Here is a 22,691-nt window from a genome sequence, read left to right as displayed (position 1 = left end):
CGCCTCGTACACTTGCCGGTTCTCGCGTGTGGGTCGTTAGCTCAGTTGGTAGAGCAGCGGACTTTTAATCCGTAGGTCGCCGGTTCGAATCCGGCACGACCCACCATTCGCATGCGCTCTTGGTTCGAGCATCGAGGTCTTGAACACGACCGTGTTCGGGCGGCGATATTCGCCTCGGCAGACGCCAGCACGCCGCAATCTTTACGCCAACGTTACCCAGAACGCGCTCGCGTGGCGCAGCGTTTTTACGCATCTCGGGCAGACACTAAGCGCACCTTCCCAACGGACAACCGTCGATGTCGATCGTGGCGATCTCGGGCCCGCATCTTCCGGATCAACCTCCCCTCGCCGATGCGCGTATCTGCCGCCTCTGAGAGAAAGCGCAGGCGGCAGGCATGGATTTCGAGTGGCATCCCTGCGCCGACTTCGCCGAGGTGGCGAACTGCCTCGCGTCGTGCAATGCCACCGCCGACCTCGTGATGCTCGACGTCGATGCGGCCGAACTGCCGGACACCTGCACCGTCCCTATGCGCGAAGCTTTGACCGCTCTGCGCGCGCCGTACATCGAAGTGCACGACCGCACCGGCGCATCCGACGTATCAACCCTAGTTCCCGGGCACCCGTCGATGGTCAGCGTCGTCATCCCCGGCGACCCTGCGGCGGGTTATGCGATGGCTCTCTCGATCGGCCTGCGCTACCTGGCGGATACGACGCGCCTGGCGGCCTGAGCGGCTCGCATCGCTCGAGGCCTTTGTTCTGGTTCATCACGGGATTCCTGGTCGCTGTCTGGATACATCGGCTCATTCGCCGCAGCGCGACTGCATATGTCCAGCGGCTGGAGCTACCGCTAGCTCGTACATTGAGGCCAGAGCCTTCGGTGCCCCCCCTCGCTGCTTCAGACAGGTCCTCCGCGTTCGGAAAAGAAGGCCGCTGGCGCGACCCGTGTATCTAGCGGCCTTCGGCCGCTCTCTTGTGCGGAACTCGCCTCGAGGGGGGACACCGAAGACTCCCGCGATGGCTGAGGTTGCGTGTCGGGAGAGCCGCAGCGTAAGCCATAAGACACTGAGCCGCGAAGCAGCTCTCCTTGCGCGGATGCATCCCTGTACATTTGAAGGGCGCGCCTTGATGTTAAGAATGTTTGACATCAAGTCAAACAAGATTTACTTTCCGGCCATCCACGACCAAAGGGGATGAGCGATGCTTGTGCAGGAACGATTTGCCTGGATATGGGTATGTGCTCTGTCCGTGATATTCGGCCTGTACTTCGGAACGGTTGCCTATATCGAATCGGGTGGACCGCCGAGCATGGGGCAGCAGATCGGAGTGCTGGCCGCGGCGCTGTCGTCGCTAGGTATCGTCGCCGCAGGCACATGGCTGGCTGGCCGATCGCGTGGACCCGCGGAGCGCGATGAACGCGACAAGGCCATCGCGCGCCGCTCTTCAGCCATCGCGTATAACGTGCTTATGACCGGCATGATCTTCGTCGGCGTGGTCATGCCCTTCAGTAACGGCGGCTGGTCCATCGTCCACGCGGCGTTGCTCGCCATCGCTATCGCAGAGATCGTCCACCACGGCATGATCGTCGTCAGCTACCGGCGCGGATGGCATGGCTGACCGCCAACTCACCAACCATATCCGCACGCTGCGTTTCATGGCCGGGGAGATGACCCAGGCCGAACTGGGCGCGCGCGTGGGTGTGACGCGCCAGACCATCGCCGCGGTGGAAGCGGGTAAGTACTCGCCGAGCCTGGAATGCGCGTTTCGCATCGCCGAGGTATTCGGCAAGCCGTTGGAGGATGTCTTTTCCTGGAGCACGGCCGAGCGCGCCTGATCGATCGCAGAGGGCGCAATAGGAAACCAGCGGCGTGGCCATGTTCGTCGAACCCGGCTATGAACGCGTATCAGCGAACCAGCGCGTCGATCAAGCGTTCAAGTGGTGCAAGCGCCGCTTCCGCGTCATGTGTGAATTGCGCGCGGACGATGGCGCCGTCGATGGCGAGCGCTATCGCGGTGGCGTCTGCATCGCCATGCTCGCCGGGCGGCAAAAGCGTGCGAAGAGAGGCCGTCATCTCGTCTTTGTGGCGGCGTGAGATGGCCTCGAATTCCGGCGCGCTCGCACCGAATTCCACGACGGTATTGATGAAGGCGCAGCCGCGGAACGTGGGCTGCGCGAACCATTCGCGCAACGCACCCACCACCGCCCGCGCACCCTCGTCGCGGCGACGCTCGATCGCGTCGTCGAACCATGTCATCCAGCGAGCGTGCCGATACTCGAGAAACGCTTCGATCAAATCGTTCTTGCTCGGAAAGTGCCGGTAGAAGGTGACCTTGGTGACGCCGGCTTCGGCGATGACCTTATCGATACCGGTGGCGCGAATGCCGTCGCTGTAAAACAGGTCGTGCGCAGTCTGCAGGATGCGCTCGCGCGCTGCCGAGGGGGCCGTGGTCGGGGAAGCGGTAGGTGAGGTCATGATTAAAGTGTAGACAGATCTGTCTACATGGTCTAGTCTTCGCCACGTAGACAGACCTGTCTACCTACCTGCCCACTCTTCGATCACGAGGTGTACCATGGAAATCCGTCAGCCTGTCCCCCCGTTCACGGCCGAGTCCGCCGTTCTGAAAACCCGCTTGGCCGAAGACGCGTGGAATACGCGCGACCCCGAGAAGGTCCAGCTCGTCTACACCCCGGACACGCATTGGCGGAACCGCGCCGAGTTCGTCGATGGACGCGAGGCGCTTAAAGCACTGTTGCGCCGCAAGTGGGACCGCGAGCTGGACTATCGCCTCATCAAGGAACTCTGGGCCTTCACCGGCAATCGCATCGCCGTGCGCTTCGCGTACGAGTGGCACGACGATTCCGGCCACTGGTTCCGCAGCCACGGCAACGAGAACTGGGAGTTCAACGAGCAAGGGCTCATGGTCAACCGGCATGCCAGCATCAACGATCAACCCATCGCAGAGAATGAACGCAAGTTTTTCTGGCCGCTGGGTCGCCGTCCCGACGATCATCCGGGGCTCAGCGACCTTGGCTTGTGAGGAAGCGCTTCGCCGTCACAGCTTGACCCGCAATACGCGGGAGAACTGCCAAAGGTCTCCCGCCTTGATCGTAGCCACCGCATAGGTGACGTACACGACACGATCGCGATTCTGTTGCAGCCACGTCGCGGGAATCGCGAACGACAGTTCGGTCTGGTTCGTAACGGTCTTGATCGGCAGATCGAGGGTCGTGGCACCTTGTAGGCGCACGTTCACCTGATGGCCCGCCCCCAAGGTTGGGAAGCGGACGATGACCTGTTTATGGTCGGCATCGAGTTCCGGCGCAGGAAGCTCGAGTGCCTGCGCCTCCACTGACACGGTGAGAGGCGCAGACGCCTCGACGGGTTCGTCGCCGCGCTTTACGGTGAAAGTGATCTCGACGTCCTTCCCGATGGCATCCACTACTTCACGACGAGGCACCGTCAGCTCGATCGGCGCCACGGCGGCGACGGTTGCGATGGCCGTGTCGTAGGTGGCGAAAGGCCCTTTCCATTGCGCACCCACGGTATGCCCTGGCGCCATGCCGGCGTAGATGGGCACGACCACCGTGACTCGATCCGCGCGATAGAAGTCGGACAAGAGCAGCCGCGTTCCGTTTTCCGCCGACGCTTCGCGCAACTTAGGCGCGAGCTTCGGCACGTCCGGCCCCATGCCCATCGTCTGCTCCTGCGGAACGAAAGCGAACGTGGTATCCGCGGATGGCGCGGAGGGCAGCGTCATGCGGATGATGGGCAGCAGGATGTTCGTCTGCGCGTAGTAGTCGCGCTGATTGTATTTGGCGCCATCCAAGCCGCCCGGCACGTAGAAGAAGGCCTCGATCGGCAGTTCCTTGGGAACGCCCTGCGGCCAGGGCTCCATCCTTACTTCGTTCTCCGGATTGTTGCCCGCGAACGACGGCGCGTATTTCATGGCTTTGAGGCTTTCGTAGAACGCTGGCGCGGCATCATCGCCCGTCACGTCGAATCCGCACTGGGCGTATTTCATCGCGTAGCCGGTGCCTTTCATATAAGTCTTGCGCCAACCCTCGGCATCGCTGAGGCCCTGACGCTGGCACGTCGCGCTCGCGGCATTTCCCCGATAGACGCCGCAGCCGTTCTCGTTGCGTTGATCCGTTGCTGCATCGACGGGAAACGAACAAAGAATCTTCGGTGTGAGCTTGCCCTCGACCGATTGATACGGCGCAACGATGAAGCCGTTGGTGTAGCCAAGAGCGAGTTGATTGAACTCAGCGTCCTTACGCAGGAACGAGAACGACACGCCGCCCGTCGCGATCGATGAAGGGCTGGGATCCCATACGTGATATTTCGGCGAGGCGACGGTACCGCGGAGAAGTATGCCGGAGCATAGGAACGCGGGACTCTTCGCGTCACCGCAGTCCCGGCGCGTGTCGTTGTATCGCGCGATCAGACGTTGGACGGTCTCACCGCCAAGTGCCGGAATGATGACGTCGCTGGATAGCGCGGTTTCGGTCGCAATGCACAGCAACAACGTTGCGAGCGACAACATGCGGAATGTGCGCATCGTTTCGCGCGAAAGAACACGAAGCCAACCGTCCATGGTCGCCGTCCTGACTGATGCGGGTCATCCTTGCTCGCCGATCACACACGATCTGACGCGTCACCCTCGGCCAACCGGCCTGCTCCGAGGGTAATGTCCACTCTCCACCGCGTCTTACCCCGACACAATAGACCAGGGGTCGTAGGGCACCTTCGAGCTAACGAGAGATTACGGCACGTAATGCGTGGGATCGGCCACGCCTGCTTTCGCAAAACCTTCGGCGCGCAGCCGACATGCATCGCAGTGGCCGCAAGCGCGCCCTTCTGCGTCGGCCTTGTAGCAGCTCACGGTAGCCGAGAAGTCCACGCCGAGACGCATGCCTTCGCGCACGATGTCACCCTTGCCCATCTGCATCAGCGGGGCGTGGATACGGATGCCCGCACCTTCGACGCCGGCCTTCGTGGCGACATTGGCGAGCGCTTCGAACGCCTCGATAAATGCTGGTCTGCAGTCTGGGTAACCGGAATAGTCCACCGCGTTGACGCCGCAGAAGATGTCGTTCGAGCCGAGCACTTCAGCCCAGCCCAGCGCAATCGAAAGCATGATCGTGTTACGCGCCGGCACATAGGTAACCGGGATGCCTTCACCACCCTCTTCCGGCACGTCGATGTCGGCGGTAAGAGCAGAACCGCCGATGCTGCGCAGATCCACATGCACGGTCTTGTGTTCGACGGCACCGAGCATCGTCGCGACGCGCTCGGACGCTTCCAGTTCGGAACTGTGCCGCTGACCGTAAGCGACGCTGAGGGCGTGCACGTCGAAGCCCTGCTCGCGCGCCATGGCGATCGTGACGGCGGAGTCCATGCCGCCAGAGACGAGGATGACGGCCTTACGGGGTGCGTTCGAAGCGTTCATGACATGACCTGGTGTTCAATGGCCCGCCGCGTCGTTCCACAACAGCTTGTGCAGTTGCAGTTGGAAGCGCACCGGCAGGCGTTCGGCAAGAATCCACTCGGCCAGGTCGCGCGGTTCCACTTTCGACCATACGGGCGAGAAGAGAACCATCACCTTGCGATCAAGCGAATGCTCGCGCACGGTATCGCGCGCCCATTCGAAATCCGCGCGGCTCGCAATGACGAACTTGACCTGGTCGTGCGGCAGGAGGTGGTCGAGGTTCGACCAGAGGTTTCGCGCGCTTTCGCCGGAATCCGGTGCCTTGAGGTCCATGACCTTGCGAACGCGCGGATCGACGTCCGAGACGTCGAGCGCGCCGGAGGTTTCGAGAGACACCTCGTAGCCCGCGTCGCAAAGCTTGCGCAGCAGGATCAGGCAGCGCTTCTGTGCCAGCGGCTCGCCGCCAGTCACGCAGACGTGGTGGGCGCCATGGCGGGCGACCTCGGCGAGGATGGCGTCGATGTCGTGCCACTGCCCGCCGTGGAACGAATATTCGGTGTCGCACCACACGCAGCGCAGCGGGCATCCCGTCAGGCGCACGAACACCGTGGGCCAGCCGATCGCATCGGCCTCGCCCTGCACGGAATGGAAAATCTCGGTGATGCGCAACCGCTCCGCGACGGGCGAAGCCGGCGAGACATCCGCCGGCGTAGCGGTGTTGCCGTTCATGGGATCAGTTGGCCGTCTGGCGCTGCAGGCGGCGCAGGCGTTCCTGTGCGAGACCAGCGGCCTTGGTACCCGGATACTTCGCCGCGACCTGTTTCAGCGTGGCGATGGCGGCATCCTGCTGCTTCAACTCGATCTGGCAATAACCCACTTTCAGCAGGCCATCGGAAACCTTGTCGCTCTGCGGATACTGCTTCACGAGGCGCTGGAAGGCTTCGATCGCGACCGGGTAGTTCATGGTCACGTAGTACGACTCGCCGAGCCAGTAATAGGCGTTCGGCGCGAGCGGGCTGTCCGGGTACTTCACGAGGAAGTCGCGGAAGCCACGCGATGCCGTGACGTAGTCGCCCGCGCGGAGTGACTTGAACGAGGCATCGTACGCAGCTTGCTGATCGGCGCTGGCCGGTTGGCCCGCGGGGGCCTCGCTCGCTGCCGCTGCGGCGGGCGTGCTGGTCTGCGCTGGCGCTGGCGCTGCCGCTGCCGGCGCGGACGCCGGAGGCGTGGCGGCAGATGGGGTCGGCGACGGCGCGGGAGCCGCACCGCCCTTTTCGAGACGGCTCAGCCGCGAATCGATATCCGCGTACTGCGCCTTCTGGGAATCCTGGAGTTGCTTGTTCTGGTGCTGCAGTTCTTCGATCTGGCCCTGCAGCTGCGAAAGCTGCTGCTGCAGATCGTTGACCTGATTCACCAGAGAAACGCTGCCGGCCTGCGACTGCGACTGCTGCTCAAGCCGCGACACGCGGTCGGCAAGGCTGAGACGGGTGTCCTGGGCGGCGGCAGGCAACGCAAAAAGCGTGGCGGACGCGATTGCGCCCGCCACGCCAAGCCTGGCCGTGAAACTGGTAGCCAGAGTCTTCTTCATTGCTTACTTCGCGGTGTACACGATCTCGACGCGACGGTTCTTCGACCAGCAGTCTTCGTTGTGCTCACGGCAGGTCGGCTTTTCCTTGCCGTAGCTGGTCACGTTGATCTGACCAGCCGAACCGCCAGCAGCCTGGAGGGCGCTGGAGACGGCATTGCCACGGCGCTCGCCGAGGCCCAGGTTGTACTCACGCGTGCCACGCTCGTCGGTGTTGCCTTCGAGGGTCATGGCGGACTGCGGACGATCCTGCAGGTACTTGGCGTGGCAAGCGATGATCTGCTGGAACTCCGGCTTGACGTCGTTCTTGTCGAAGTCGAAGTACACGACGCGCTGACGCAGGCACGCGTCGGTGTCGAGATCGGACGGCTGGTACTTGCCATCGTTGGTCGGAGCCTGGGTCTGAGCGACCGGCTGCTGTTCCGGCATCGGAGCCGGCTTGGTGTTCTTCTTCGAGCACGCGGCGGCGCCAACGCAGAGCAGGGCAGCCAGGGTGACGGTAACGGTCTTATTCATGGGACGTTCCTTCAACAGTTGAGTTCCGACAGTCGGTTTTCGGTTTCGGGACAGGCACCGCCGGTTGTCCGGCTGTTTTTCTACTTACATCTACGCGAGCGAGGCGCTGTCCCGCACCCGGCGCTCGCGTTCCGGCGCCCGCCAGGGCGATCGCCGGATAAAACCTTCGTCCGCAGAAAAGGCGCGGCCACGCCGCGCCCTTCCCTGGACGTTGCCGATGTCGCCGCCCACAAGGGGCGCGCCATCAGCGCTGTCGATAGGGTCCCCAGGACGGCTCACGCACGTCGCCGTCCGAGAGGACGAGACGCTGACGTACCTGACCGTCTGCCGAAACCGCGTAAAGGACGCCGCGCGTACCCTGCGATGCGGCATAAAGCAGCATGCTGGCGTTGGGCGCAAAGCTGGGCGAGTCGTCCACGTTACCCGGGGAGACGAAGCGCACCTGCCCTCCCAGGCTACGGTCCATAATGGCGATACGATACACGTTCCCGTTGCCCTGCACCATCGCAATCTGCTTGCCGTCGTAGCTCACCGAGGCACTGGCGTTGAAGCCGCCCTGGAAGGTCAGCCGCTGGGCGGCGCCGCCGGAGGCTGACATCTGATAGAGCTGCGGCTTGCCGGAACGGTCCGAGGTGAAAATGATGCTCTGGCCGTCCGGAGTGAAGGTCGGCTCGGTATCGATGGCGAAGTTGTTGGTGAGGCGAGTTTCCGTGCGGCTGGCCACGTCGATCACGAAGATCTCGGGGTTGCCGACATACGACAGGCTCACGGCGAGCTTGCTGCCATCCGGCGACCACGACGGCGCGCTGTTGATGCCGCGCGGGTGCGAGGCGATCAGGCTGCGCGAGCCGGTGGAAATGTTCTGGATGTACACGGCCGAGTTGCCGCTTTCGAACGAAACGTAGGCGATCTTGCTGCCGTCCGGCGACCACGCCGGACCCAGCAGGGATTCACGCGAGCGTGCGACGACCTGCGGGTTGTAGCCATCCGAATCGGCCACGATCAGCGAATACGTGGTGTTGTTACCGGTACCCACAGCCGTGATGTAGGCAATGCGGGTCCAGAACGCGCCACGGACGCCGGTGATCTTTTCGTAGATCTGGTCGGCGATCTGGTGCGCGACGCCACGCAGGTCGCCGGTCGGGGCGGTGAACGACTGGGCCAGGAGGCTCTGCTGACGGTTCACGTCCCACAGTTCGTATTCGACCTTGACCATGCCACCGCCGGCATCGCTGATGCGGCCGATGGTGATGTAGTCCTGCTTGAGCAGGCGCCAGGTGGCGAACTTGATGTCCGACCCCTGGGAGGGCGTCTCGACGATGTCGTTCTTGTCGAGGGCGCGGAACTTGCCCGAGCGATTGAAGTCGGCACGGATGACGTCGGCGACATCGGTAGGCAGCGGCGCACCGCCGGCCTGGGCGAAGGGCACCACCGCGATGGGGGTGGCCGTCTTGAGGCCGCCCACGATATCCACGTTGAGCGACTGGGCAGCGACCGGACCGGCCGCGAAGGCGGTCAACGCGACCAGGAGGGTGAGGAGGCGGGTAAGCGTTCTGCGCATGGGCGGATTCATTGCTGCCTGGGAAGGGGGACGGCCGCGAAATGTTAACGCGATGGTTACTTTGTGCGTGACCCGAGTCTGAACCGCTCACTCCGGCGAGGCCGGAGCGAGCGCGCTACATCATTGCGGCCTGAACGTGAACGTTAGGTTGCGCTGAAAGACATCTTCGAAGCCCTGGTACGGCAGAGGCTGGGCGCGCAGCACGGCGTTCTCCACCGATGCGCGGCCTGCGGCGTCGTAAGGGCAGCTCGAGTCCACCTTGGCGCTCAGCACCTGGCCGCCCGGCACCTGCACGATGTGCACGACACAGGCGGTGGGCGCGATGTTGTCCGGCCGCAGCCAGTTCTGGGTGACCGCATTCTGGATCGCGGCCAGGTACTGCCCCAGCTTGCCGGTATCGCGGCCGTTGGTGCCGGACATCTTCTGGTCGGCGGGCGGCAGGTCAGGCAGGCCGTCGTCCTTGGCGTTCTGCAGATCCTTCAACTGCTGCTCGGCCTGCTTCTTGGTGGTGTCGGCCTTCTTGGTCTGCGCCTTCGCCGCGTCGAGCTGCTTGAAGATGTCGTCGATCTCCTTTTGCTTTTCCTTCTTCTTCTGCTCCTGCTCGGCGTCCAGTTCGGCCTGGCGCTGGCGCTGCTTTTCTTCCTGCAGGCGCTTGGCGTCCTCGGCCTTCTGCACCGCGTCGTCGACGACCCTCTCCTGATCTTTCAGATCCGGCTGCTTCGGCGGGGGCGGAAGCGTCTCGACCTTGGGCTTTTCCGGCTGCGGCGGAGGCGGCGTCGGCACCACCGGTGGCGGTGACGTCGTATCGGGCGTCGGCTTGACCTTGGTGGCCTTCGGCGGCGGGCTGCCGGTCGGACCGACCAGCGTCGCCTCGATGATCTGGCCCGGCAGTTCCAGCGGCGCCGGGCACTTCAGCGGGTTCCACTCCGCGGGAACGCCGATGGCTTCCGCCCATTTCTCGTAATCCGAGCACGGGATGACCGCGAGGCCCAGGAAGGCCACGATGCCGATGTGCAGGAGCGCGGCGAGGACGACCGCGCGGGGCGTGCCGTCACGGTTTTCCATTCTGCGCCGACTGCGGCTGGCTCATCAGACCGATCTTGGAGACACCGGCCTCCTGGAGAATCGGGAGGATCGAATAGACCTTGCCGTAGCCCACGCGCTGATCGCCCGCGACCAGGACCTGAAGCTCCGGGTTCGCGTTATGGAAGGCAGTGATCCGCTTGCGGAACTCGTCCTCGCTGACCGGCTCGCGCTTGGCGCCGTTGGCGGTGAGGTAGATCTGCCCGCCCTCGTCGACCGAGACCACGACCGGGTCTTTCTTGTCCTGCAACGACTTGGCGTTTGTCTGAGGAAGCTGGATGTCCACGCCGAGATTCATCATGGGCGTGGTGACCATGAAGATGATCAGCAGCACGAGCATCACGTCGATGTACGGCACGACGTTGATCTCGGATTTCAGCTTCCGCTTTTGCCGGCGGTAGGTAGTGCGCATCGCGTACGCTCCGCTCAGGCCGTTTCGTCGGAATGGATCTGACGCTGCAGCACGGAGGAGAACTCTTCCTGGAACACCTCGTAACGCGACGCGATGCGCTCGACCTTGTTGGCGTAGCGGTTGTACGCCCACACCGCAGGGATAGCGGCGAACAGGCCCATCGCGGTGGCGATCAGCGCCTCGGAAATGTGCGGAGCGACCACGGAAATGGTCACGTCCTTCATTTCACCCAGGCCCTGGAAGGCGCCCATGATGCCCCAGACGGTACCGAACAGACCCACGTAAGGGCTGATCGAACCGACGTTGGCGAGGAATTCGAGATTTTGTTCCAGCTTGCCGATCTCGCGGGTGCCGGCCACGCGCATGGCGCGCTCGGCGCCTTCCATCACGCGGTTGGCGTCGGTGACGCGGCGCTGGCGCTGACGGGCGAACTCGCGGAAGCCGGCCTCGAAGACGTTTTCCATGCCGTGCTGGCCTTCACGATTGCCCACCTCGCGGAACAGGGCCGCGAGATCGGCGCCTGACCAGAAGCGGTCTTCGAAAGATTCTGCGTTGTCGTGCGCGGTCTTCAGCTGGCTGTACTTGCGGATGATGATCACCCACGACAGGAACGAGAACACCAGCAGGAGCAGCATGACCAGTTGTACGGGCAGGCTCGCTTCCGACACCAGCTTGAAAATGTTCAGTCCACCGTTCATCGCTTGAAGGCTCTCCGCCGGGTATCAGGGCTTGGTTATTAGGGGAATTCGGAAGGGAACAGGTCCGCTGGGATCTGCGCCGGACGCATCGTGTCGAGGTTGACGCAAGCCACGCGCACCTGCGCGCGAACCAGTGCCGCATCCCCCCGCACGATCTCCTGACCGAACAGCATACTGGCTGAACGGCGCTCTTTGACGTCCACCGTGATCAGGAGTTCATCATCCAGACGGGCCGGACGATGGAAATCGAGGTGCATATCGCGCACCACGAAGCCCAAGGAGGTCGCTTCGCGCAGCGCCATCTGGTCGATACCCTGCGCGCGCAGCCATTCCGTGCGTGCACGCTCCATGAAACGCACATAGTTGGCGTGGTAGACCACGCCGCCCGCGTCGGTATCTTCCCAGTAGATGCGGACCGGCCAGGCAAACACGCTCATGCGTCGTCCGAAAACAGGTCCGGCGTGGCCGACTGGCGGGGCGGCGGGTTGAGGCCGAGATGTCGCCAGGCCTTGGCCGAGGCCATGCGGCCCCGCGCGGTGCGGATCAGATAGCCCTGCTGGATGAGATACGGCTCCACCACGTCTTCGAGCGTGCCACGGTCCTCGCTCAGCGCGGCGGCCAGGGACTCCACCCCAACCGGCCCGCCATCGAAGTTCTCGATGATTGTGCTGAGCAGGCGGCGGTCGAGGTCGTCAAAACCTTCGGCATCCACCTTGAGCATGTCGGTGGCGGCGCGCGCCAGGTCATGGGTGATCCGGCCGTCGCCACGCACCTCGGCGAAATCGCGCACGCGGCGCAGCAGACGGTTGGCGATACGGGGCGTGCCACGCGAGCGGCGGGCGATCTCGATGGCGCCCTCTAGCTCGCACTCGATCCCGAAGATCCGGGCCGCGCGGCGCACGATCGCCGTCAGCTCGTCCACGCTGTAGAACTCCAGGCGCTGGATGATGCCGAAGCGGTCGCGCAAGGGGCCGGTCAGCAGGCCGGCCCTCGTGGTCGCGCCGATCAGGGTGAACGGGGGCAGGTCGAGCTTGATCGAGCGGGCCGCGGGGCCTTCGCCGATCATGATGTCGATCTGGAAATCTTCCATCGCCGGATAGAGCACTTCCTCCACCACGGGCGACAGGCGATGGATCTCGTCCACGAAGAGGACGTCGTTCGCCTCGAGGTTGGTCAGCAGCGCGGCGAGGTCGCCTGCGCGCTCGAGCACCGGACCCGAGGTGGAGCGCACGCTGACGCCAAGCTCGTTGGCGATCACGTGCGACAGCGTGGTCTTGCCGAGGCCGGGCGGCCCGAAGATGAGGGTGTGATCCAGTGCGCCACCTCGACGCCTGGCGGCTTCGATATAGATGGCCATCTGCTCGCGCACCGTGCGCTGGCCGAGGTATTCGGCCAGGCGCTTGGGTCGGATGCTGGCCTCCAGCGCGTCGTCGTCCATGGCGGCGGCGGTGGAAATGATGCGGTGCTCGGACATGGGCGGATTATGGCAGGTCTTGGCCGCGGGACGGCCCGCCCCGCGGCCCGAATCTAGGTCACATGCCGAGACTGCGCGCCAAGGCCAGCAAGGATTCCTCGTTTGCCTTCACCGCCACCGGATCACGCGGCTGCAAGTCCAGCCGGTACGTGGTGCTGTCGGTAATCCACCCCAGCGAGACCAGCGCCTTGCCGCGGCGCTCCTTTTTCGCCTGGATCGATGCCGGGCTGCCATTGACCTCGGTGTTGAGCCACTCCTCGACGACCGTGATGGACCCGCCAGTCTCCCGATATTCCGACTCGTCCAACTGCACATAACCCAAGCCAGGCACTTCCCACGCGCGGGTGCCCCCTGTCCAAAGCCCATCGCGAACCCCGCCTGCCGTGGTGACGTCCACCAGGGGCGCTTTCTCGAGGATCGTCCCCTGCACGGAGATCGGTTCGTAGCGAAGCTGCGGACGAATCGCTTCCAGCGACCGAAGATGGTGGCGTTTGTCGGTCGTGCTTCGATTCGCGCCACGAAGGTCTGGCAGCTCGCCCGGAGGCACGATACGAACGCCGTTCTTGGCGTACCCCGCAAATTCTTGGGCGGCCTGCTCACCGAGCGCCCCCACGAAGGGCGAATGATCAAGCGGCACGATATGAAGACCCGGCGAGGCGGGAAGACGAGTCATGTCCAGTCCCACCGAACCGGCCCGCTTGATGTCCTCTGCAGACATATGAATGTGTGCCGCCAACGAGTCGACTGTGGACGCGTGCTCGGCGCAGAGCGCGATCACGCCAGCGCCCCCAACCGCAATGCAGACCGTCAGCCACTTAGGAACATTGGCTGCCTGCCTATGCGTACACGTGCTCGACAAACGACGGACGCGCCACAGATTTCGTCGCATTCCAGTTCCTTGGAACATCCGCTATTCGAACGTCCATCAAGCTAGAAACGCGGGAAGCGAAATAACAGCGGGATTGATCGCCTCGCTACGAAGGCTCAAAGCGCAGAAGCGGCGCGGGCGATCATCGACTCCCAGCCAAGCACGAGCGGCGTGGCTGGGAAGCCTTCTCAAATTTCGACCTGCGCGCCCAACTCGATCAACCGATTGCCGGGAATCTGGAAGAACGCGGTGGCCGGCATCGCGTTTCGCGCCAGGAACGCGAACAGCTTGTCGCGCCACAAGGCCATGCCAGGTCGACGTGCATCGGCGACGATGGTCTCGCGGGACAGGAAGAACGTGGTGTCCATCATGTCGAAGTCGAGACCGAGCGCACTGGCCCGGGAGAGCGACACCGGAATGTTCGGGTCTTCGGCGAAGCCGTAGCGAAGCTGAAGACCATAGAAGCCATTGCCGTAATCGAACACTTCCATGCGCTCCTCGAAGTCGGCCACTGGGGTTTCCAGCATTTCCACCGTCAGGAGCACGTTGCGCTCGTGCAGCACCTTGTTGTGCTTGAGGTTGTGCAGCATCGCGTGCGGTACGGCGTTCTGGTTGGCGGTGAGGAACACCGCCGTGCCCGGCACGATCAACGGCGGATGATCGGCGATGTTGGCGATGAACGGCTCCAGCGCCAGGCCAGACTGCTTGATCTCGCGGACGACGAGGTCCCTGCCCCGCCGCCATGTCGTCATCACCGTGAAGATGATCACGCCCAACACCAGCGGGAACCAGCCGCCGTGGGCGATCTTCAGCGCGTTCGCACCGAAGAACGCGACGTCGACGATGAGGAAGATCACGCCCACGGTAATGACCGCGGACCAATGCCAATGCCAGCGATAACGCGCAACGACCAGCGCGAGCAGCGTGGTCATCGTCATCGTGCCGGTCACGGCGATGCCGTAGGCCGCGCCGAGGTTGTTCGACGAACGGAAGCCGATCACCGCGAGCAAGACCAGCACCAGGAGAAGCCGGTTCACCCAAGGCACGAAGATCTGCCCGGACATTTCGTGGGAGGTGTGCACCACGGCCATGCGCGGCGAGTAGCCCAGCGACATGGCCTCACGCGTCATGGAGAAGGCACCCGAAATCACCGCCTGCGAGGCAATGATGGCCGACATCGTCGCCAGCGCCACCATCGGATAGAGCCAGTCTTCCGGCACCATCTTGTAGAACGGGTTCTCGATGGCGGTCTGGTCGTGCAACAGCAGCGCGCCCTGGCCGAAGTAGTTGATGAGCAACGCTGGCAGCACGAAGCCGAACCACGCGAGCCGGATGGGACGCTTGCCGAAGTGCCCCATATCCGCATACAGCGCCTCGGCACCGGTCAGCGCCAGCACCACGCCGCCGAGCGCGATGAAGGCCAACTTGCCGTGTTCGATAAAGAACGTGATGGCATACCAGGGATTGAGCGCGACGAGCACCTGAGGATGGGCCACAAGCTGGCGAATACCGAGGCCGGCCAGCACCAGGAACCACAGCACCATCACCGGCGCGAAGGCCTTGCCGACGATGTTCGTGCCGTGCCGCTGCACGGCGAACAGCACGAAGATGATGACGAGACAGATCGGCAGCACGTAGGTGTCCAGCTGCGGCGCGGCGATTTCCAGGCCTTCCACCGCCGAAAGCACAGAGATCGCCGGCGTGATGACGCCGTCGCCGTAGAAAAGCGATGCACCGAAGATACCGATCGCGGCGAGCACCCAGCGCGCCCGCGGCGACCCGCTGACGCTGCGCTGCGCCAGGGCCATGAGCGCCATGATGCCGCCCTCGCCCTTGTTGTCCGCGCGCATCACGAAGGTCACGTATTTCAACGAGACCACCATGATCAGCGACCAGAAGATCAAAGACAGCACGCCGAGCACGGCCGCGGGGTGCGGACTCATGCCGTGCGTGCCGAGGGTTTCCTTCATCGCGTAGAGCGGGCTGGTGCCGATATCGCCAAAGACGACGCCGATGGCACCGAGCGCCAACGCGCCGATGCGCCGGCCATGCGCGTGCTGGACGTCGCCGCCCTGCTGTTCCGTTTTCACACTCAACCTCCCAGCGCGGCGCGGAGCGCCTTGCGGATGATGGTTTCGGCCGAATCGCCCTCGGCGGCGGCCTTCTGTACGAGGCGCGACGCTTCCACGGGCTTGTAGCCAAGTTGTTGCAATGCCACGGTCGCCTCGCCCACCGGATCGACCGGCAGCGCTTCGCCCAGCGTACTTACCGGAAGGCGCACGCCCACGGCATCCACGCGGTCCCGCAGCTCCACCACCATACGTTCGGCGGTCTTCTTGCCGATGCCGGGAATCTTGGTCAGCGCCACGACATCGCCAGCGTGGACCAGTCGCGACAGCTCGTCGGTCGACACACCCGAAAGCACGGCCAGCGCGATCTTCGCGCCAATGCCGCTCACTTTGAGCAGGTTGCGGAACATCGCGCGCTCGGCTTCCCGCAGGAAACCGTAGAGCGCCACGCCGTCTTCCTTCACCGCGTAATGGGTGAGCAGGATCACTTCCTTACCGGTCGCCGGCAGGTCGTAGATGGTGGACATCGGCGCGTCGAGTTCATAACCCACGCCGCCGACTTCCACCAGCAGCGACGGCGGTTGTTTGCTGATGAGGGTGCCACGCAGTCGTCCGATCATCGACGACGCCTCCATGCCGTGCGCGGGATACCCACGCGTTCGAGACTGGAGCGGGTGTGCGCGTGTGCGATGGCGATCGCCAGCGCATCGGCCGCATCCGCCTGTATCGGGCCCTTGAGGCCGAGGATCATGCCGATCATGTGCTGCACCTGGGTCTTGTCGGCGCGCCCGGTGCCTACCACCGCCTGTTTCACTTCGGTCGCGGCGTATTCATGCACCACGATGCCCTGGCTGACCACCGCGCAGACGGCAGCACCGCGCGCCTGGCCGAGCTTGAGCGCCGAATCGGCGTTGCGGGCCATGAAAACCCGTTCGATGGCGGCTTCTGCGGGGGCATGCGTGCCGATGATGTCGCAGAGTTCGTCAAAGATGCGTTTCAGCCGAAGCGGAAAGGTGGCTTCCCCGGACACCAGCAGCGCGCCGTGCCACACGTAAGAGACCTTGCCGTCCTCTGCCACGTCGACCACGCCGACGCCGGTACGCTGACTGCCCGGATCGATACCAAGGATGCGGGTCATGACGACGGCGTCGGAAGCAAGACAGGAAGGGACCGGCGAACCGGCCTCAGCCCTCGTCCGCGTCGTGATTCGGCAGGACAGCGTTGTGGTAGACCTCGTCCACGTCGTCGAGCGAGTTCAGGCGCTCGAGCAGCTTTTCGAACTGCTCCAGCGCGTCGCCGGTCGGCGTAACCAGCGGACCGTTCGGCCTCATCACCACGTCCGAGCTGTCGACGTCGAAACCCGCGGCGGCCAGCGCCTTGCGCATGGCTTCCACGGCGATCGGATCGGAGGCGAGCAGCACCGTACCTACGCCGTCGGCGATCACGATGTCTTCGGCGTTGTTCTCGATGGCCGCTTCTTCAAGCTTGGCCTCGACGTCCGCGTCGCCGCCCGTGTGGACAACGACCTGACCGACGCGCGTGAACTGGAACGCCACCGAATTGGTGGTGCCCATGTTGCCGCCCAACTTGTTGAGCGCGGCGCGAACGTCGGCCACCGTGCGGGTCTGGTTGTCCGTCACGCAGTCGATGATGAGCGCGGTACCCGCCGGGCCGTAGCCCTCGTAGCGGATCTCGTGCATATCGGCGCCGCCTTCGGCACCGGAGCCGCGCTTGATCGCGCGCTCGATGGTGTCCTTGGTCATGTTCGCCGCAAGCGCCTTGTCGACCGCCGCGCGCAGGCGCGGGTTACCGGCCGGATCCGGCACACCACCGCGCGTGGCGATGGTGATTTCGCGGATCAGCTTCGTGAACACCTTAGCGCGCTTGGCGTCTTCGGCATTCTTGCGACCTTCGATGGACGGGCCTCTACCCATGTTCGGATTCCTGGTCTTACCGGACGGACAGGGGCGCGATTCTAGCGGAACTGTGTCGGCTGTAGGAGCCGCCGCCGCGGCGAGAGGCCTACGGAGCGAAGGTGGGAGCCACCCTGGTGGCGAAAAGCCAACGAAGCGGTGTAGCGGCAAGGCTAGTTCCCATCGCCAGCAGGCTGGCTCCCACCAGCGGTTCCCGCCGCGGCAACGAAAGGTGGGAGATCCTATGTTGAGGCGCAAGCGGCAGCGAAGCGTTCGGGGTCGAAGGGCTGACCTTTAGTGAGGATGGCGTGGGCGAGTCGGATGATCTTCCGAGCCAGGATCACGAAGACGGCGGTGGCACTGAGTCCGCGCGCGCGGTAGCGCGCGTAGAGTGCTTGGCCGACCGTATGCCGAGCGAAGGTGGCCGCCGCCATGTAAGTCAGTCGTCGAAATTCCGCCTCGCCCCGCTTGGAGAGCTTACGCGTGCCGCGGTAGCTGCCGGACTCCCGGGGCCGAGGGTCCAAGCCGATATAGGCAATCAGCGCCTCGGCGCCAATGCCTGGCAGGCGCCAGAAAAGGCTCAGCAAGGCCGCACTGCTAAGCGCCCCCACGCCGGGAATGGTGCGCAGCAGTTCGCGTTGTTGTTGGCGCGCCCGATCGGCGGCGACCTGCTCATCGATGAGTCGGTCGATCTGGGCCAGGGCGGCTTTGTACTGCGCCAACAAGGCATCGATAGCGGGCAGCGGCGCGTCCTGGAAACCTAACCGCAGGCTGCCTTGCTGCCTCACCAGCAAGGCCCGTCGCCGCAGCAGCCATTCCAGGCTGGCCGCATGCTCTTCCGGCGCGGTATAGCGTCGTAAATGGTCCTGCTCGCGCTCCAGATAACGGGCAATGACTTGGGCGTCGACCCGATCGGTCTTGGCCCGTCGCCGCAGGCTCTCCGCGTAATGGCGCACGTCCCGCGGATTGAGCAGGTAAATGGCCACCCCCTTGGCCACCGCACGCTGCAACAACGTCTGATGGCAGGCGCCGCTGGCTTCCACGGCCAGCACGCTGCGCGGCGGCAACTCATCCAGCCACGCATCAATGGCCGGCGGGTCGTTGCCGATCCGCCGCGTCTGACCCGGCACTTGGTGGCAAGCCACCGTCAGAGCCGCCTTGTCGATATCGATCCCGAAATGACGTACTGGCTTCATGGTCCCACTCCTCGTAGTCTCAAGGACGGCTGGGGTGAAGCCCATCGACGCGTTAGCTTGTTCATCGGCGATCGGATCGCCAGATCCTTCATCGACGCTCACGATGGGTCGGGATGTCTCTCACTGTCGGTCTCGTTGGTCGAGCCGATACCACTAGCGTCCCTCACCCCAGCCCCTTATCCCTCGCCTTGCCGGCGAGAGAAAGGGGCGGACACAACATACAAGCCACCCTGGTGGCGAAAAGCCAACGAAGCGGTGTAGCAGCGAGGCAAGTCCCCCATCGCCAGCAGGCTGGCTCCCACCGGCAAGTCCTCGCCGCTATAGCGGCTCCTAAACCAGTGGGGTGTCGAAACGCCCTTCCCTGAGGAAATACGCCACCTGGCGGGCGACATCGGCCGAAACGAGCATGCCGGTGTGACTGGTTTCGAGAATGCAGTGGTCGGTCAGGCCCGGAAGCCGGGTTTCCTCGACGCCCACCGAGCCATCGTGTTCGGAACCCACATCGCCAACGAGCGAACCGAGGCCCACCGGCTGCCGTCCGGCGATCACGCCAACCTGGCGCGGCCCGTCCCAGCGATCCAGGCCGTGCTCCAGCAATTCCTTCGAGCGACCGAGCAGCATGTCGCCGCCCCAGCGATGGGTCAGACCACGGGCGGCGCCGCTGCCGTTGAGCGGCGAGCCAAGGCAGACGATGCGCCCGTCGGGCAGGTCGTCGCCGTCCCGGCAGGCCAGCAAGGCCAGAATGCCGCCCAGACTGTGGCCGACCACGTGGACCGGTCCGGGAGCAAGGCTACGCATGCGCTTCCGCAGCCGCGCGATCGCCTGCTCCGGCGGCGCGGCCACACTCATATATTCGAACTGATGAACCTGGAAGCCTTCCTCACGCAAGCGCCGATGCAGCATCGCCATGGCGAAACCGCGCATCCACAGCCCGTGCAGCAGCAGAACCTCGGGCGCAGGAAGGGTCATCGGCACCTCCGGTTCAGGCTTTCGTCTCCGCGACCGCCACGCGCACGTGCAGCTCCTTGAGCTGCGGCTCGGACACCGGCGACGGGGCGTCGGTCATCAGATCCTGTGCGCTGGTGGTCTTGGGGAAGGCGATCACGTCGCGGATCGACTCGGTGCCCGCCATCAGTGCAGCGATGCGGTCGATACCGAAGGCGAGGCCACCGTGCGGCGGCGCGCCGAGGCGCAGCGCCTTGAGCAGGAAGCCGAACTTGGCCTCGGCCTCTTCCGCACCGATGCCGAGCAGATCGAACACCGCGCTCTGCATCTCGGGGCGATGGATACGGATGGAGCCGCCACCGATCTCGTTACCGTTGAGCACCATGTCGTAGCCGCGGCTGACCGCCACGGCCGCGTTGGCACGCAGGTCGGCGATGTCGTCCACCTTGGGCGCGGTGAACGGATGATGGAGCGCGACGAAGCGCTTTTCCTCGTCGTCGTACTCGAACATGGGGAAGTCGGTGACCCACAGCGGCTTCCACACATTTTCGACCAGACCGCGATCGCGGCCGAGCTTGATCCGCAGCGCGCCCATGAAATCGGTGACGGTCTTCCACGCACCGGCGCCGAAGAACACGATGTCGCCGGACGCGGCGCCGGTAAGCGCCAGCACCTGGGTCAGCGCCGCATCGTCGAGGAACTTGGCGACCGGCGAGGTGATGCCTTCGCGGCCCTTGGCGAGGTCGTCGACCTTGAGCCAGGCCAGACCCTTCGCACCGTACTTGGCGGCGTACTCGGTCAGGCCGTCGATGTCCTTGCGCGACAGGTCCGCCGCGCCGGGAACGCGCAGCGCGGCAACGCGGCCGGCCGAATCGTTCGCCGGACCGGAGAACACCTTGAACTCCACGTGCTTCACCGCATCGGCGATGTCGACCAGCTCCAGCGGGATGCGCAGGTCCGGCTTGTCGGAACCGAAGCGACGCATGGCTTCGGCATAGGTCATGCGCGGGAAGCTGGCGTCGAGTTCGACGTGGCGCACTTCGCGGAACACATGGCGGATCAGGTTCTCGACGAAATCCTGCACATCGCGCTCTTCGACGAAGGCGAACTCGAGGTCGAGCTGGGTGAATTCCGGCTGGCGATCGGCGCGCAGGTCCTCGTCGCGGAAGCAGCGCGCGATCTGATAGTAGCGATCGAAGCCGGCCATCATCAGGATCTGCTTGAACAGCTGCGGCGACTGCGGCAGCGCATAGAACTGCCCCGCATGCACACGGCTCGGCACGAGGTAATCGCGCGCGCCTTCCGGCGTGGCCTTGGTGAGGATCGGGGTTTCGATGTCCTGGAAGCCGGCGGCATCCAGGTAACGACGCAGCTCGCGCACCAGCGCCGTGCGCGTGCGCATCATCTTCTGCATTTCGGGGCGACGCAGGTCGAGGTAGCGGTAGGTCATCCGCATGTCCTCATTCGGCGACTCATGCAGTGCGAACGGCAGGTCGCGTGCGGCGTTGAGGATCTCGACCTTGTCGGCCAGCAACTCCACGGTGCCGGTCTTCAGCTTGTCGTTTGCCGAGAGCCGCTTACGGATCTGGCCGGTGACGCGCACCACGAATTCGTAACCCAGCTCACCGGCCACGGCGAAGGCATCGGCGTTCTCGCGCTCGATCACGATCTGGGCGATGCCCTCGTGGTCGCGCAGGTCGACGAAGGCCACGTGGCTTTGCAGCCGGAGCGTGTTGACCCAACCACAGAGGGTGACGTCCTGGCCGATCAGCGACTCGTCGATGAGTCCGCAAAAATGGGTGCGCATGCGCTTGGAACTCCGGCTACCGCAAAGGCGGTCAATGCGTGGGAAAAGACCCCGGATCGTATCACGAGCCGGGGTCTCCAAACGCCTGCGAACGGCCTCAGCGGCCGATGTCGAACTTGCCGCGGCAGCCGCGATCGGCCCAGATCCCGTCGCGGGTGAAGCCGTAGCTGTAGCCTTCGCTGCAGTTCGCCTTGGAGGTCTGTTCGACCAGGCGCGCGCCGCGACCGATCGGCCAGCGGCAGAACACGCGCTTGTTGTCCTCGCTGTCGCAGGACACGATCTGCCCACCGCCGCCGTAACCCGGACGGCCACCACCCCAACCCGGTCGATCATCGTCCGGGCGGCCACCCCAACCCGGCCGGTCGTCGCCGCCCCAGCCGCGGGCTTCCTGGAAGATGCCGCGGCAGCCGTCGTCGACCCAAAGGCCACCGCGGTCGATGTCCCAGGTACGGCCGCGAATGCATGCGGTCTGCGAATCCTGGCGAATCAGGCGCGCGTCGCGCCACGGCACGCGGCAATAGGAACGCCGGCCGTTGTCGCTGTAGCAGTTGACGGTGTCACCGCCCCGCTGGGCGTGCGCCACGTGCGGGGCGGCGAGCGACAGAGCGCCGATGGCGACGGTGGCAAACAGCCCCAGAATGCGTCTCATACCCCAGACCTCCCATGTGTGTGGGGGCAAAACTATACGAGGCCAACGCAACGCTGTTTGAACGGACCGCAGGAACCTGCGCGGGTCAGTCGCCGGTTTTCGCGGCAGGCGCGGGGGCGGGCGCCGGAGCCGCCGCGGGTGCAGGCGCAGGGGCGGCTGCGGGCGCACCGGAGGAACCTTCCGCCAGGTTGCGTTTGCGCTCACCGTCCTTCTTGAAGTCGGTCTCGTACCAGCCGCCGCCAGCCAGGCGGAACTGCGGGGCGCTGAGCAGGCGACCCACGCGTGGCTCCCCGCAGCTCGGGCAGGTGGCGGGATCCGGATCGGACATCTTCTGCAGGCGGTCGAAGCGATGACCGCAGGCCTGGCACTGGAATTCGTAGATGGGCATCGGGATACCTCGAGGTTCTATCGGGCGCATTATCGCGTAAGTCGGCCGCTGCGCGGCCTGAAAGTCGCGTGCTGCGCACGCTGGAAACCGTGAACCGAAC

At 64.5% G+C, this 22,691-nt stretch carries 26 protein-coding genes and 1 tRNA gene; 5 read left to right on the top strand and 22 right to left on the bottom strand.

What is annotated here, in order from left to right; genetic code table 11:
• The first annotated feature begins 30 nt into the window (after positions 1-30).
• From IM816_RS03070 to IM816_RS03055, 4 genes are all read left to right on the top strand, one after another.
• Positions 31-106 (top strand) — tRNA-Lys (locus tag IM816_RS03070).
• Between the two features lie 289 nt (positions 107-395).
• A complete protein-coding gene (locus IM816_RS03065; RefSeq protein WP_250339750.1) occupies positions 396-728 on the top strand; it encodes a hypothetical protein in 333 nt (110 codons plus the stop codon).
• Between the two features lie 469 nt (positions 729-1,197).
• Positions 1,198-1,614: a DUF2178 domain-containing protein gene (locus IM816_RS03060; protein ID WP_486624462.1), complete on the top strand. Its 417-nt coding sequence runs from the start codon at positions 1,198-1,200 to the stop codon at positions 1,612-1,614.
• Entirely contained in the window at positions 1,607-1,831 is a 225-nt protein-coding gene (locus IM816_RS03055) for a helix-turn-helix transcriptional regulator (RefSeq protein WP_250339748.1), read from the top strand. Before IM816_RS03060 ends, IM816_RS03055 begins: the two co-directional genes overlap by 8 nt.
• Before the next feature lie 70 nt (positions 1,832-1,901).
• Here IM816_RS03055 and IM816_RS03050 read toward each other — a convergent pair whose 3' ends face one another.
• Positions 1,902-2,471, bottom strand: coding sequence for a TetR/AcrR family transcriptional regulator (locus tag IM816_RS03050; protein ID WP_250339747.1), 570 nt, complete (start codon positions 2,469-2,471; stop codon positions 1,902-1,904).
• 97 nt (positions 2,472-2,568) lie between these two features.
• Between IM816_RS03050 and IM816_RS03045 the strand changes: the two genes are divergently transcribed.
• A complete protein-coding gene (locus tag IM816_RS03045; protein ID WP_218184750.1) occupies positions 2,569-3,036 on the top strand; it encodes a nuclear transport factor 2 family protein in 468 nt (155 codons plus the stop codon).
• 15 nt (positions 3,037-3,051) lie between these two features.
• Here IM816_RS03045 and IM816_RS03040 read toward each other — a convergent pair whose 3' ends face one another.
• From IM816_RS03040 to IM816_RS02940, 21 genes are all read right to left on the bottom strand, one after another.
• A complete protein-coding gene (locus IM816_RS03040; protein ID WP_250339746.1) occupies positions 3,052-4,593 on the bottom strand; it encodes a hypothetical protein in 1,542 nt (513 codons plus the stop codon).
• 168 nt (positions 4,594-4,761) lie between these two features.
• A complete protein-coding gene (queC, locus tag IM816_RS03035; RefSeq protein WP_250339745.1) occupies positions 4,762-5,448 on the bottom strand; it encodes a 7-cyano-7-deazaguanine synthase QueC in 687 nt (228 codons plus the stop codon).
• A 15-nt stretch (positions 5,449-5,463) separates the two neighbouring features.
• Positions 5,464-6,156 carry a 7-carboxy-7-deazaguanine synthase QueE gene (queE, locus tag IM816_RS03030; RefSeq protein WP_250339744.1) on the bottom strand — a complete coding sequence of 231 codons (693 nt, stop codon included), beginning with the start codon at positions 6,154-6,156 and terminating at the stop codon, positions 5,464-5,466.
• 4 nt (positions 6,157-6,160) lie between these two features.
• Positions 6,161-7,015: a tol-pal system protein YbgF gene (gene ybgF / locus IM816_RS03025; RefSeq protein WP_250339743.1), complete on the bottom strand. Its 855-nt coding sequence runs from the start codon at positions 7,013-7,015 to the stop codon at positions 6,161-6,163.
• 3 nt (positions 7,016-7,018) lie between these two features.
• Positions 7,019-7,528, bottom strand: a complete 510-nt coding sequence (gene pal, locus IM816_RS03020; RefSeq protein ID WP_072322632.1) for a peptidoglycan-associated lipoprotein Pal — start codon at positions 7,526-7,528, stop codon at positions 7,019-7,021.
• Between the two features lie 244 nt (positions 7,529-7,772).
• Entirely contained in the window at positions 7,773-9,101 is a 1,329-nt protein-coding gene (gene tolB / locus IM816_RS03015) for a Tol-Pal system beta propeller repeat protein TolB (RefSeq protein WP_250339742.1), read from the bottom strand.
• A 108-nt stretch (positions 9,102-9,209) separates the two neighbouring features.
• On the bottom strand, positions 9,210-10,154 hold the full coding sequence (locus IM816_RS03010) for a cell envelope integrity TolA family protein (RefSeq protein WP_250339741.1): 945 nt from the start codon (positions 10,152-10,154) through the stop codon (positions 9,210-9,212).
• Entirely contained in the window at positions 10,141-10,584 is a 444-nt protein-coding gene (gene tolR / locus IM816_RS03005; RefSeq protein ID WP_072322629.1) for a protein TolR, read from the bottom strand. Before tolR ends, IM816_RS03010 begins: the two co-directional genes overlap by 14 nt.
• Before the next feature lie 14 nt (positions 10,585-10,598).
• A complete protein-coding gene (tolQ, locus tag IM816_RS03000; protein ID WP_250339740.1) occupies positions 10,599-11,282 on the bottom strand; it encodes a protein TolQ in 684 nt (227 codons plus the stop codon).
• Between the two features lie 38 nt (positions 11,283-11,320).
• Complete coding sequence (ybgC, locus tag IM816_RS02995; RefSeq protein WP_425602628.1) at positions 11,321-11,692, bottom strand: tol-pal system-associated acyl-CoA thioesterase; 372 nt, start codon at positions 11,690-11,692, stop codon at positions 11,321-11,323.
• A 23-nt stretch (positions 11,693-11,715) separates the two neighbouring features.
• Positions 11,716-12,756, bottom strand: a complete 1,041-nt coding sequence (gene ruvB / locus IM816_RS02990; protein WP_250339739.1) for a Holliday junction branch migration DNA helicase RuvB — start codon at positions 12,754-12,756, stop codon at positions 11,716-11,718.
• A gap of 58 nt (positions 12,757-12,814) precedes the next feature.
• Positions 12,815-13,429: a hypothetical protein gene (locus IM816_RS02985; protein ID WP_250339738.1), complete on the bottom strand. Its 615-nt coding sequence runs from the start codon at positions 13,427-13,429 to the stop codon at positions 12,815-12,817.
• Positions 13,430-13,812: 383 nt separating this feature from the next.
• Positions 13,813-15,714, bottom strand: coding sequence for a potassium transporter Kup (locus IM816_RS02980; RefSeq protein WP_250339737.1), 1,902 nt, complete (start codon positions 15,712-15,714; stop codon positions 13,813-13,815).
• 2 nt (positions 15,715-15,716) lie between these two features.
• Positions 15,717-16,313, bottom strand: a complete 597-nt coding sequence (gene ruvA, locus IM816_RS02975) for a Holliday junction branch migration protein RuvA (RefSeq protein ID WP_072322624.1) — start codon at positions 16,311-16,313, stop codon at positions 15,717-15,719.
• Entirely contained in the window at positions 16,310-16,831 is a 522-nt protein-coding gene (gene ruvC / locus IM816_RS02970; protein WP_250339736.1) for a crossover junction endodeoxyribonuclease RuvC, read from the bottom strand. Before ruvC ends, ruvA begins: the two co-directional genes overlap by 4 nt.
• 46 nt (positions 16,832-16,877) lie before the next feature.
• The gene (locus IM816_RS02965) at positions 16,878-17,627 is read right to left on the bottom strand and encodes a YebC/PmpR family DNA-binding transcriptional regulator (RefSeq protein ID WP_250339735.1); all 750 of its coding nucleotides are present in this window, start codon (positions 17,625-17,627) and stop codon (positions 16,878-16,880) included.
• A 221-nt stretch (positions 17,628-17,848) separates the two neighbouring features.
• Positions 17,849-18,802 (bottom strand): IS110 family transposase, encoded by a 954-nt coding sequence (locus IM816_RS02960; RefSeq protein ID WP_250338290.1) that lies wholly within the window; start codon positions 18,800-18,802, stop codon positions 17,849-17,851.
• Between the two features lie 330 nt (positions 18,803-19,132).
• Positions 19,133-19,771, bottom strand: coding sequence for an alpha/beta hydrolase (locus tag IM816_RS02955; RefSeq protein ID WP_250339734.1), 639 nt, complete (start codon positions 19,769-19,771; stop codon positions 19,133-19,135).
• A 13-nt stretch (positions 19,772-19,784) separates the two neighbouring features.
• Positions 19,785-21,554: an aspartate--tRNA ligase gene (gene aspS / locus IM816_RS02950; RefSeq protein ID WP_250339733.1), complete on the bottom strand. Its 1,770-nt coding sequence runs from the start codon at positions 21,552-21,554 to the stop codon at positions 19,785-19,787.
• A gap of 97 nt (positions 21,555-21,651) precedes the next feature.
• On the bottom strand, positions 21,652-22,203 hold the full coding sequence (locus tag IM816_RS02945) for a DUF3011 domain-containing protein (protein WP_250339732.1): 552 nt from the start codon (positions 22,201-22,203) through the stop codon (positions 21,652-21,654).
• 85 nt (positions 22,204-22,288) lie between these two features.
• The gene (locus IM816_RS02940) at positions 22,289-22,591 is read right to left on the bottom strand and encodes an FmdB family zinc ribbon protein (RefSeq protein WP_072322618.1); all 303 of its coding nucleotides are present in this window, start codon (positions 22,589-22,591) and stop codon (positions 22,289-22,291) included.
• Positions 22,592-22,691 lie beyond the last annotated feature (100 nt).

The organism is Luteibacter flocculans (assembly GCF_023612255.1).
Classification (GTDB): domain Bacteria; phylum Pseudomonadota; class Gammaproteobacteria; order Xanthomonadales; family Rhodanobacteraceae; genus Luteibacter; species Luteibacter flocculans.
The sequence above is the reverse complement of the archived record's forward strand: the minus strand, read 5'-3'. Positions and strand labels throughout refer to the sequence as shown.

Bases quoted from the DNA above. Each gene is read 5' to 3' on its own strand.
- ybgF (WP_250339743.1), bottom strand. From the start codon at position 7,015: ATGAAGAAGACTCTGGCTACCAGTTTCACGGCCAGGCTTGGCGTGGCG.
- ruvA (WP_072322624.1), bottom strand. From the start codon at position 16,313: ATGATCGGACGACTGCGTGGCACCCTCATCAGCAAACAACCGCCGTCG.
- IM816_RS03055 (WP_250339748.1), top strand. From the start codon at position 1,607: ATGGCTGACCGCCAACTCACCAACCATATCCGCACGCTGCGTTTCATG.
- IM816_RS02960 (WP_250338290.1), bottom strand. From the start codon at position 18,802: ATGAAGCCAGTACGTCATTTCGGGATCGATATCGACAAGGCGGCTCTG.
- pal (WP_072322632.1), bottom strand. From the start codon at position 7,528: ATGAATAAGACCGTTACCGTCACCCTGGCTGCCCTGCTCTGCGTTGGC.
- IM816_RS03065 (WP_250339750.1), top strand. From the start codon at position 396: ATGGATTTCGAGTGGCATCCCTGCGCCGACTTCGCCGAGGTGGCGAAC.
- tolR (WP_072322629.1), bottom strand. From the start codon at position 10,584: ATGCGCACTACCTACCGCCGGCAAAAGCGGAAGCTGAAATCCGAGATC.
- tolB (WP_250339742.1), bottom strand. From the start codon at position 9,101: ATGAATCCGCCCATGCGCAGAACGCTTACCCGCCTCCTCACCCTCCTG.
- queE (WP_250339744.1), bottom strand. From the start codon at position 6,156: ATGAACGGCAACACCGCTACGCCGGCGGATGTCTCGCCGGCTTCGCCC.
- IM816_RS02985 (WP_250339738.1), bottom strand. From the start codon at position 13,429: ATGACTCGTCTTCCCGCCTCGCCGGGTCTTCATATCGTGCCGCTTGAT.
- IM816_RS03060 (WP_486624462.1), top strand. From the start codon at position 1,198: ATGCTTGTGCAGGAACGATTTGCCTGGATATGGGTATGTGCTCTGTCC.
- ruvC (WP_250339736.1), bottom strand. From the start codon at position 16,831: ATGACCCGCATCCTTGGTATCGATCCGGGCAGTCAGCGTACCGGCGTC.
- tolQ (WP_250339740.1), bottom strand. From the start codon at position 11,282: ATGAACGGTGGACTGAACATTTTCAAGCTGGTGTCGGAAGCGAGCCTG.
- IM816_RS02945 (WP_250339732.1), bottom strand. From the start codon at position 22,203: ATGAGACGCATTCTGGGGCTGTTTGCCACCGTCGCCATCGGCGCTCTG.
- IM816_RS02940 (WP_072322618.1), bottom strand. From the start codon at position 22,591: ATGCCCATCTACGAATTCCAGTGCCAGGCCTGCGGTCATCGCTTCGAC.
- queC (WP_250339745.1), bottom strand. From the start codon at position 5,448: ATGAACGCTTCGAACGCACCCCGTAAGGCCGTCATCCTCGTCTCTGGC.
- ruvB (WP_250339739.1), bottom strand. From the start codon at position 12,756: ATGTCCGAGCACCGCATCATTTCCACCGCCGCCGCCATGGACGACGAC.
- aspS (WP_250339733.1), bottom strand. From the start codon at position 21,554: ATGCGCACCCATTTTTGCGGACTCATCGACGAGTCGCTGATCGGCCAG.
- IM816_RS02955 (WP_250339734.1), bottom strand. From the start codon at position 19,771: ATGACCCTTCCTGCGCCCGAGGTTCTGCTGCTGCACGGGCTGTGGATG.
- IM816_RS03045 (WP_218184750.1), top strand. From the start codon at position 2,569: ATGGAAATCCGTCAGCCTGTCCCCCCGTTCACGGCCGAGTCCGCCGTT.
- IM816_RS03040 (WP_250339746.1), bottom strand. From the start codon at position 4,593: ATGGACGGTTGGCTTCGTGTTCTTTCGCGCGAAACGATGCGCACATTC.
- IM816_RS03010 (WP_250339741.1), bottom strand. From the start codon at position 10,154: ATGGAAAACCGTGACGGCACGCCCCGCGCGGTCGTCCTCGCCGCGCTC.
- IM816_RS02965 (WP_250339735.1), bottom strand. From the start codon at position 17,627: ATGGGTAGAGGCCCGTCCATCGAAGGTCGCAAGAATGCCGAAGACGCC.
- IM816_RS03050 (WP_250339747.1), bottom strand. From the start codon at position 2,471: ATGACCTCACCTACCGCTTCCCCGACCACGGCCCCCTCGGCAGCGCGC.